This window comes from Streptomyces sp. TAA486, assembly GCF_000426165.1.
This window is the reverse complement of the sequence record NZ_AUEV01000022.1, coordinates 90,845-100,448: the sequence shown is the minus strand read 5'-3', so window position 1 is coordinate 100,448 and position 9,604 is coordinate 90,845. Positions and strand designations below refer to the sequence as shown.

9 protein-coding genes and 1 rRNA gene are annotated in these 9,604 nt (G+C 69.9%); 2 read left to right on the top strand and 8 right to left on the bottom strand.

The annotated features are described in order from the left end of the window. From I004_RS0127010 to I004_RS0126995, 4 genes are all read right to left on the bottom strand, one after another. Positions 1-111 (bottom strand): 16S ribosomal RNA (locus I004_RS0127010); the annotation flags it as partial. 568 nt (positions 112-679) lie between these two features. After that, a complete protein-coding gene (gene proC / locus I004_RS0127005; RefSeq protein ID WP_028438058.1) occupies positions 680-1,489 on the bottom strand; it encodes a pyrroline-5-carboxylate reductase in 810 nt (269 codons plus the stop codon). Positions 1,490-1,596: 107 nt separating this feature from the next. Beyond that, positions 1,597-2,334 (bottom strand): ABC transporter permease, encoded by a 738-nt coding sequence (locus tag I004_RS0127000; RefSeq protein ID WP_037977970.1) that lies wholly within the window; start codon positions 2,332-2,334, stop codon positions 1,597-1,599. A 73-nt stretch (positions 2,335-2,407) separates the two neighbouring features. Beyond that, entirely contained in the window at positions 2,408-3,205 is a 798-nt protein-coding gene (locus I004_RS0126995; RefSeq protein WP_037977967.1) for an ABC transporter ATP-binding protein, read from the bottom strand. A gap of 218 nt (positions 3,206-3,423) precedes the next feature. Here I004_RS0126995 and I004_RS0126990 point away from each other — a divergent pair, with 218 nt between their 5' ends. Then, positions 3,424-3,798 carry a hypothetical protein gene (locus I004_RS0126990; RefSeq protein ID WP_028438055.1) on the top strand — a complete coding sequence of 125 codons (375 nt, stop codon included), beginning with the start codon at positions 3,424-3,426 and terminating at the stop codon, positions 3,796-3,798. Positions 3,799-3,972: 174 nt separating this feature from the next. Next, positions 3,973-5,493, top strand: a complete 1,521-nt coding sequence (locus tag I004_RS36295; RefSeq protein ID WP_051345485.1) for a SulP family inorganic anion transporter — start codon at positions 3,973-3,975, stop codon at positions 5,491-5,493. Between the two features lie 46 nt (positions 5,494-5,539). On the opposite strand, the gene I004_RS0126980 is transcribed toward I004_RS36295, so the two are convergent. The 4 genes from I004_RS0126980 to I004_RS0126965 form a co-directional block, all read right to left on the bottom strand. Continuing rightward, the gene (locus I004_RS0126980; protein ID WP_028438054.1) at positions 5,540-5,833 is read right to left on the bottom strand and encodes a hypothetical protein; all 294 of its coding nucleotides are present in this window, start codon (positions 5,831-5,833) and stop codon (positions 5,540-5,542) included. A gap of 224 nt (positions 5,834-6,057) precedes the next feature. Beyond that, on the bottom strand, positions 6,058-7,899 hold the full coding sequence (gene ilvD / locus I004_RS0126975) for a dihydroxy-acid dehydratase (protein WP_028438053.1): 1,842 nt from the start codon (positions 7,897-7,899) through the stop codon (positions 6,058-6,060). A 225-nt stretch (positions 7,900-8,124) separates the two neighbouring features. Next, entirely contained in the window at positions 8,125-8,742 is a 618-nt protein-coding gene (locus tag I004_RS0126970; protein ID WP_028438052.1) for a TetR/AcrR family transcriptional regulator, read from the bottom strand. After that, positions 8,739-9,578, bottom strand: coding sequence for a sugar phosphate isomerase/epimerase family protein (locus I004_RS0126965; protein WP_028438051.1), 840 nt, complete (start codon positions 9,576-9,578; stop codon positions 8,739-8,741). Before I004_RS0126965 ends, I004_RS0126970 begins: the two co-directional genes overlap by 4 nt. Positions 9,579-9,604 lie beyond the last annotated feature (26 nt).

Sequence of the window (9,604 nt, the reverse complement as noted above, 5' to 3'; positions counted from 1 at the left end):
TACTCACCCGTTCGCCACTAATCCACCCCCGAAAGGGCTTCATCGTTCGACTTGCATGTGTTAAGCACGCCGCCAGCGTTCGTCCTGAGCCAGGATCAAACTCTCCGTGAATGCCTTCAAAAAGACAGACCACAAAGAGCGGCACAACCAGGAGGAATAATCCCCGTCGTGCACAGCGTCCTCGCTGTCATCAAAGAAATCCACACCCCCAAAAAACCCGGGGATGCGGGGTATCAACATATCTGGCGTTGACTTTTGGCACGCTGTTGAGTTCTCAAAGAACGGACGCTTCCATCACAACCCTCACGGGCCACTCCGGGCGCTTCCCTCTCGGTGATCCCGACACTATCAGATCTGAATTCCCGTTCCGAACGGACCGGATTTCCCTCTCTGATTCCCCTGCCGGGAGGGGCCGTCTTCCGACGCGGCCGCCACAGTAGAGGAACTCCCCCGGCACCTCAAAATCGAGACGCCTCACAACCCACACCGAACTGATTTCCGCACACACAGGCACACGAAAAACAGCCCCGCGTTAAGGGGGATCACACCATCAGTGGTTGCCGTCGGACGGCGGGAGTGTCACCGGCGGAGCCATTGCGGCTGACCGGCAACTGTTGGAGCTTACACCACGTGCGAACGCCCCCCAAAACCGCTCCGGGTAAAGGCACGTGGAGGTCAATCAGCGCTTGCCGGCGGCCAGTTCGCGGCTGCGGTCGCGTGCCGCCTCGAGGGCGTCCAGCACGGCGGCGCGCACACGGTGGTTCTCGAGTTCGCGGATGGCGTTGATGGTGGTGCCGGCCGGCGAAGTGACGTTCTCCCGCAGGGTCACCGGGTGGTCGCCGCTGTCGCGGAGCATCGCCGCGGCGCCGATGGCGGCCTGGACGATCAGGTCGTGGGCCTTGTCACGCGGCAGCCCCAGGAGGATCCCCGCGTCCGTCATCGCCTCGACGAGGAAGTAGAAGTACGCCGGACCGGAGCCCGAGAGCGCGGTTGCCGCGTCCTGCTGGGACTCCGGGACGCGCAGCGTCTTGCCGACTCCGTTGAAGATCTCCTCGGTGAGGGCGAGATGGGCCTCGGTGGCGTGGCTGCCGGCTGAGACCACCGACATCGCCTCGTCCACGAGTGCGGGGGTGTTGGTCATCACGCGGACGACCGGGGTACCGGGCTGGAGCCGCTCCTCGAAGAGCGAAGTGGGAAGACCGGCGGCGCCGCTGATGACGAGGCGTTCGGCGGGGGTGTGCGGAGCCAGTTCGTCCAGCAGCGTGTGCATGTCCTGCGGCTTGACCGTGAGGATGAGGGTGTCCGCGTGCTTGGCGGCCTCGGTGTTGCTGACAGCCTCCACCCCGTGCCGGTCGCGCAGTTCCCGGGCCCGCTCGGGGCGGCGCGCGGTGACCAGGAGGTGGGACGGTGACCAGCCGCCCCTGAGCATCCCCGAGAGCAGGGCCTCACCGATCTTGCCGGTGCCGAGGACGGCGACTTTCTGGGTCATCGGGTGGTTCACCTCGTCCAGTGCGTACACGTGCTGTCTTCATCCTCGCACCGGCGCACGGGCCGCGGCGCATCCGTCCGGTTGGTGGATGCGCCGCGGCCGCACGGTCATGGCGTGCGTCGCCGCAGGGTCGCCGCGCCCACGAAGAGGACGAGGAGGGCCGAGCCCGCGACGATTACCCCGTCCCGAACGAAGTCGCCGGTGGGATCGGAGTGCTGGAGCACCTCGTTCATGCCGTCGACGGCGTACGACATGGGCAGGACGTTGGAGATGTACTCGAGGACCGGCTGCATACTGTCGCGCGGCGCGAAGAGGCCGCACAGCAGGATCTGCGGAAAGATGATCGCCGGCATGAACTGCACGACCTGGAACTCCGACGAGGCGAAGGCGCTCACGAAGAGCCCGAGGGCGGTGCCGAGGATCGCGTCCAGCAGGGCGATCAGCAGCAGCATGCCCGGTGAGCCCGCGAAGTCGAGGTCGAGGAGCCACACGGCCACAGTCGTGGCGATGGATGCCTGCACGACGGCGAGAACTCCGAACGCGAGCGCGTAGCCGGCGATCAGGTCCCCCTTCCCGAGCGGCATCGACAGCAGCCGCTCCAGGGTTCCCGAGGTGCGTTCGCGAAGGGTGGCGATGGACGTCACCAGGAACATCGTCACCAGCGGGAAGATGCCGAGCAGGGATGCGCCGATGGAGTCGAAGGCGCGCCGGTCGGCGTCGAAGACGTAGTACAGGAGGACGAGGAGCAGGACGGGCACGAACAGCAGCAGGCCGATCGTGCGGTGGTCGTGGCCGAGCTGGCGCAGTACGCGCCGGGCGGTGGCGAGGGTTCGGGCCGGCTTCATGGCTGTTCTCCGCGGGTCAGGGGCCAGCAGTTCGGGGGCAGGGTGCACGGGTGTGCCGTGCTGCGTGCAGGGTTCAGGACCCGGCGGTCTCGGCCCGGCGGGCCTCGTCCACCAGGTGCAGGAAGGCGCCTTCGACCGAGTCCGTGTGCGTACGGGCGCGGAGGGCGGCCGGGGAGTCGGCGGCCAGAAGCCGGCCGGAACGCATGAGCAGCAGGTTCTGGCAGCGGTCCGCCTCGTCCATGACGTGCGAGGAGATGAGGAGGGTGGTGCCGCGCTCCGCGGCGAGGCGGTGGAAGAGGTTCCACAGGTCGCGGCGGAGTACGGGGTCGAGGCCGACCGTGGGCTCGTCGAGTACGAGCAGCTCGGGCGTGCCGAGCAGGGCGACGGCGAGGGAGACGCGGGAGTGCTGGCCGCCGGAGAGGTTCCCGGTGAGTGAGTCGGCGTGGGAGGTGAGGTCCACGTCGTTCAGGGCCCGGTCCACCGTCCCGGAGCGCTCCCGGCGGGGGATCCCGAGGACGGCCGCGTAGTAGTCGAGGTTCTGGCGTGCGGTCAGGTCGCCGTAGACCGAGGGGTCCTGGGTGACGTAGCCGACGCGGGCGCGCAGGGGCGCCGATCCGGCCGGGCGGCCGAGCACGTCGAGGGTGCCGGTGACCTTGGCCTGGGTGCCGACCAGAGCGCGCATGAGCGTGGACTTGCCGCAGCCGGACGGGCCGAGCAGGCCGGTGACGCTGCCCGCGGGGACGTCGAAGGTGAGGTCGTCGACGACCGTACGGCCGCCTCGGACGACGCTGAGGCCGGCCGCGTGGATCGCCGGGCGTCCCGACCCCTGGGATTCACGTGCTGCCGGTCCCGGAGGACGCTTATTCATCATGTGATGAATTGTGTGGCGCACTCCTGGCCTGCGTCAAGCGCCGATGACAACCGCACTCGCACGCACGTATGACACCGGACCGGAACGGGGACGGGTTACAGCCATCCGCCCGTCGCTTTTCACGCAGAGTGCCTGTGCCGACTTGCAAACGCGCACAGCCTGGTTGACACAATGAAACCCTCTGTCAACAAGCGGTCGGGCGGATCGAGGGAGGCTTGATGCCGGCGAGCACACGCAGCGGCGTACGGGCCTTCGTCAGCGCCATGGTCCTGATGCTCGCCGCCCTTCTGGGCGCGGAATGCGTGTCCGCGCAGGCCATTGCGCAGGGAATGCGACCGGCGACGGCAGCTGCCGCGTACTCGGCGGTTCCGTACGAGCACACCGGCACGGCCGAGGACGACTGCAAACCGAGGCACGGACCGCGCCGCTCGACCAGCGTCCAGGCACCGAGGGGGACCCCCGGACGCGTGTGCGACTGCGATGTCCAGGCGATCGGGTCGCAGCGACGGGCGGCGTCGGTCACTGAACGTGATGGCGCCGCGCGTGGCCGCGCGGTCGACCGGCCCCTGCTCCACCAGACCTTCCGCTGCTGATCGTTGGAACGTACCCGCGTTCATCCGTGCGGACCGGACGTGCCGGCCGGACCCGGCGCCCGCCCCGCACGATCCCTCCGCTCCCTTTTCGTTCAGCGAACCCTGCAGCGACCCGTCGCGCCGTGTCCCGCCGCGCCATGCGGCGTGGACAGGCGGGCGGGCTGGAGATGCCCCATGCCTGTGAAATTCAAGGCCCGCGAGACCCTCCGGGCCGATGTCACCGCGTCCCTCGTCGTCTTCCTCGTCGCACTGCCGTTGTGTGTCGGCATCGCCGTCGCGTCAGGCGTCCCGGCCGAACTCGGCCTGGTCACCGGAATCGTGGGCGGCCTCGTTGTCGGGCTGCTGCCCGGCAGCAGCCTCCAGGTGAGCGGGCCCGCGGCAGGCCTGACCGTGCTCGTGTACGAGGCCGTGCAGGCTTACGGCCTCGCCGTTCTCGGCGTGCTGGTGCTGTGTGCCGGACTGCTTCAGCTGCTCATGGGCGCGCTGCGCCTGGGCAGGTGGTTCCGGGCGATCTCCGTCGCCGTCGTGCAGGGCATGCTCGCGGGGATCGGCATGGTGCTGATCGCGGGCCAGGTCTACGCGATGGCCGACGCGAAGGCGCCCGCCGGCGGTCCCGCGAAGATCATGGGGCTGCCGGGGCTCGGTGGCGACCTGCTCGGCGGCGGCATCGCACCGACGGCGGCCCTCTTGGGAGCGGGGACCATCGCCGTCCTCGTCCTGTGGCCCAGGTGGAGGCGCGCCGCGAAGGTCCTGCCCGCGCCGCTGGCCGCCGTCGGGCTCGCGACCGCGGCGACTGCCGCCTTCGACCTTCCGGTCGCGCGCGTACGGGTGCAGGGCGTGCTGGAGGCCGTACAGCCGCCCGGTGCACAGGACTTCGGGGCGCTGCTGTCGGTCGGGGTGGCCGCGACGGTGCTGGCCTTCACGCTCATCGCGTCGGCCGAGTCGCTCTTCAGCGCTGCTGCCGTGGACCGGCTGCACGACGGTCCCCGTACGGACTACGACAAGGAGCTGATGGCGCAGGGCGCGGGCAACGCGGTGTGCGGTGCGCTGGGCGCGCTGCCGATGACCGCAGTCATCGTGCGCAGCTCCGCGAACGTCGCCGCGGGTGCGCGGACCAAGCTCTCGCGTGTGCTGCACGGGGTGTGGCTGCTGCTCTTCGTGGCCGCGCTGCCGGGGGCGCTGGGAATGATTCCGGTGGCCACGCTGGCGGCGGTGCTGGTGCACGCGGGCTGGAAACTCATTCCCGTACGGCAGTTCGTGCCGCTGTGGCGGGAGCACCGTGCGGAGGCGGTGGTGCTGGCGGTGACCGCCTTCGCGATCGTGGGCACGAACCTGTTCGAGGGCGTGCTGGCCGGGCTGCTGCTGGCGGTGGTCAAGACCGCGTGGGAGATCTCGCACGTGCAGGTCGAGACGGAGGACGCCGGCCCGGATCAGGCGCTGCGCGTACGGGTGCTGGGCAACGCGACGTTCCTGCGGCTGCCCAAGCTGCTGGACCAGCTGGAGGCCCTGCCCGCGGACCGGAACGTCGAGCTCAATCTGGCAGGGCTGCGGCACGTCGACCACGCGTGCGGGATGGCACTGGCGGCGTGGGAGGAGGAACACAACTCCCGTGCGGGGGCTGCGCCTTCGCTCTCACCGGCAGCTCAGGGGCCCTCAGGCTCCGGGGGCTCGGGAGGGTCGGCGGCACCCGGGTGACGGACGACTCGGGTGACGGACGACTCGGGTGACGGGCGGCCGGCGGTCACTCGACCTCGCGCATCATCTTCCGGTCCAGCGAGTCGATGGCACGCCGGGCCGTCGTCAGCTCCTCGATGCTGCGACGGTGCAACTCGACGTTGTCCTCGAGGAGTTCCGCGTACTTGCGGGCGAGTTCCTTGTACTGCTCCTCGCGCGCCGCGAGCATGCGGGCGCGCCAGGTCGCGGCGATCTGCCATACGAGCACGATCAGCAGGACGAAGACGCCCGCGGTCCCGATGGCCGCTGCCCAGACTCCGGCAGGATCGGCGACCGCGAGGCCGACTGCTTGCTCACTCACTTCGCTGCCTCTTTCTCCGACTCCTGCGGGAATGTGCGCACTTGATGATGCGCACAGAGCAGGCGGGCCGGGAAGGACGCCACCGCGGACATCGGGGGCCGTTCAGGGTTCTCCCCGAGGCGGTTCCGGGTGCCGCCGTCAGCAGCACCCGGAAGGGTCCGTACGGCGGACCCGTAGGGGTCCCGCACGGCCCAAGCCGGACGGACGGCCGGGCCGGTTGCGGGCTAGCCGCCGAGCTGAGTCAGGTCGCGCACCGCGCCCTTGTCTGCGCTGGTGGCCATGACCGCGTAGGCGCGCAGCGCCGTGGACACCTTGCGGTCGCGGTCGCGGGGCGCGTACCGGCCGTTCAGTGCCTCGCGGCGCGCGGCGAGTTCCTCGTCCGGGACGTTCAGCCTCATGGTGCGGTTCGGGATGTCGATGACGATCTCGTCGTCGGTCTCGACGAGCGCGATCGTGCCGCCGCCCGCCGCCTCCGGCGAGACGTGGCCGATGGACAGGCCCGAAGTGCCGCCCGAGAAGCGGCCGTCGGTGATGAGCGCGCATGCCTTGCCGAGCCCGCGTCCCTTGAGGAACGACGTCGGGTAGAGCATCTCCTGCATGCCGGGGCCGCCCTTGGGGCCCTCGTAGCGGATGACGACGACGTCGCCCTCCTTGACCTGCTTGGCGAGGATGGCCTCGACGGCCTGCTCCTGCGACTCGCAGACCACGGCCGGGCCGGTGAAGGTGAGGATCGACTCGTCGACGCCCGCCGTCTTCACGACGCAGCCGTTCTCGGCGAGGTTGCCGTAGAGCACGGCGAGCCCGCCCTGCTGGGAGTAGGCGTGATCGATGTCGCGGATGCAGCCGCCCGCGGCGTCGGTGTCGAGGGAGTCCCAGCGCTCGGACTGCGAGAAGGCCGAGGCGGAACGGACACAGCCGGGCGCCGCGTGGAAGAGTTCCGTGGCCTTCGCGGAGGGCGAGCCGCCGCGGATGTCCCAGCTCTTGAGCCAGTCGGCCAGCGACGGGGAGTGCACGCTGTGCACGTCTTCGTTGAGCCTGCCCGCGCGGTAGAGCTCGCCGAGGATGGCGGGGATGCCTCCGGCGCGGTGCACGTCCTCCATGTAGTACGTGCCGTTCGGCGCGACCTTGGTCAGGCAGGGCAGTGAGCGGGAGAGCCGGTCGATGTCCGCCATCGTGAAGTCGAGCTCGGCCTCCTGGGCGGCGGCCAGCAGGTGCAGGATCGTGTTGGTGGAGCCGCCCATGGCGATGTCGAGCGCCATGGCGTTCTCGAAGGCGGCACGGCTGCCGATGCTCCGGGGCAGCACCGTCTCGTCGTCCTGCTCGTAGTAGCGCTTGGCCAGCTCGACGACGGCGGCGCCAGCGTCCTCGTACAGCGCCTTGCGGGCGGTGTGCGTGGCGAGGACGGAGCCGTTGCCCGGCAGGGAGAGGCCCATGGCCTCGGTGAGGCAGTTCATCGAGTTGGCGGTGAACATGCCGGAACAGGAGCCGCAGGTGGGACAGGCGCTGTCCTCGATGCGGCGCATGTCCTCGTCCGAGACGCTCTCATTGGCGGACTCGGAGATGGCACTGATCAGGTCGAGCTTGCGGACCGTGCCGTTGACGAGGGTCGCCGTGCCGGACTCCATGGGGCCGCCGGAGACGAAGACGGTCGGGATGTTGAGCCGCATCGCGGCGTTGAGCATCCCGGGCGTGATCTTGTCGCAGTTGGAGATGCAGATCAGGGCGTCGGCGCAGTGCGCCTCCGTCATGTACTCCACCGAGTCGGCGATCAGGTCGCGGGAGGGCAGGGAGTAGAGCATGCCGCCGTGGCCCATGGCGATGCCGTCGTCCACGGCGATGGTGTTGAACTCGCGCGGGATGCCGCCCGCCGCCTTGATCGCGTCGCTCACGATCCTGCCCACGGGCTGAAGGTGCGTGTGCCCGGGGACGAACTCGGTGAAGCTGTTGGAGACCGCGATGATCGGCTTGCCGAAGTCCTCGCGCGCTACGCCCGAGGCCTGCATGAGGGCTCGGGCACCCGCCATGTTGCGGCCGTGTGTGACGGTGCGGGACCTCAGCTCGGGCATGGTGGAACTCCCTCGTACGGTGCGTGCGCCTTCCGGTGACGCGCGATGTCTCCGGTGCGCGCCGCCCGGCGCCTGCGTTCGCCTCGCCTGCGGGGCGGCAGCTCGCACATTCGGTAGCGCCCGAGGATACGCCCACACGCCCGCGATCCGGACCTCGGGATCACATGCTGAGACCTGCCGTCCAGGGCGGCCGCACGGCCGCCGGCGGCCTGCCCCCGCCGGGGCTCAGCCGGTGAGATGCCGCTGCACGACGGGCGCGAGCCGGGGGATCAGCTCCTCGGGCGGCACTGACGCGATCGGCTCCACCTTGATCACATAACGCAGCATCGCGGTGCCGACCAGCTGCGCCATCGCCAGCTCCAGCCTCAGTGCCGCATCGGGCGCGTCCAGGGCGCCTGCGACCCGCTCCAGCAGGTTGCGGGTCATGAGGCCACGGAAGATCGACGCTGCCGTCTCATTGGTGAGCGCGGAGCGCATGATGGCGAGCAGGGGTTCACGGGTGGCCGCGTCCTCCCAGATGCCGAAGATGTAGCCGACGATTTGCTCGCCCCACTCCTCGGGACTGCCCGAGAGCAGCAAGTCGGGCATCTGCATGGCGGGCGCCATCGCTCCCTGCACGGCGGCGGAGAAGACCTGCTCCTTGGTGCCGAAGTAGTGGTGCACGAGGGCGGAGTCCACGCCCGCGCCGCGCGCGATCGCCCGGATCGACGCCTTGTCGTAGCCGCGCTCCGCGAACTCCGTACGTGCCGAGCTGAGGATGCGGTCCCGGCTTGCCGGCTCTCCGGCGCCCTTCTCCGCCGACGCGGGGCGGCCGCGTCTGCGTACCGGCCCGTTCGCGCTCACCGCTGGCCTTGCGGGGACGCGCCCCCGACGGCCGCCGACGCCAGGTGGAGCCGCGTGTACGCGAGTGCCTCGGCGAGGTCGGTCTCCCGCTCGGCCGCGGACATCGCGCGACGGGTGTTGACCTCGACGACCACGTGGCCGTCGAAGCCGGTCGCACCGAGCCGCTCCAGCATCTCCGCGCACGGCTGCGTGCCGCGCCCGGGGACCAGGTGCTCGTCCTTGTTGGATCCGGTGCCGTCCGCGATGTGCACGTGCCCGAGCCTGTCACCCATGCGGTCAAGCATGGCAAGGGTGTCGGTGCGGGACGTCGCAGTGTGCGAGAGGTCGATCGTGAAGTGCCGGTAGTCGTCCTGGGTCGGGTCCCAGTCGGGCGCGTAGGCCAGCATCTCGCGGTCGCGGTAGCGCCACGGGAACATGTTCTCGACGGCGAAGCGCACGTCGGTCTCGCCTGCCATCCGCCACACTCCGCTGACGAAGTCGCGCGCGTAGTTGCGCTGCCAACGGAAGGGCGGGTGCACGACGACCGTCGACGCACCGAGCCGCTCGGCCGCGTACCGCGCACGCTGGAGCTTCACCCAGGGATCCGTGGACCACACGCGCTGCGTGATCAGCAGACAGGGGGCATGTACGGCGAGCACGGGCACGCCGTGGAAGTCGGAAAGGCGGCGCAGTGCCTCGATGTCCTGGCTCACCGGGTCCGTCCACACCATGACCTCGACTCCGTCGTAGCCGAGGCGTGCGGCGATCTCGAAGGCCGTCGCCGTCGACTCCGGATAGACGGAGGCCGTGGACAGGGCGACCTTCACATCGGGGACGCGCGCAGCAGGTTGAACCACAGCAGACAGCCTAAGGCTCCGGCTGG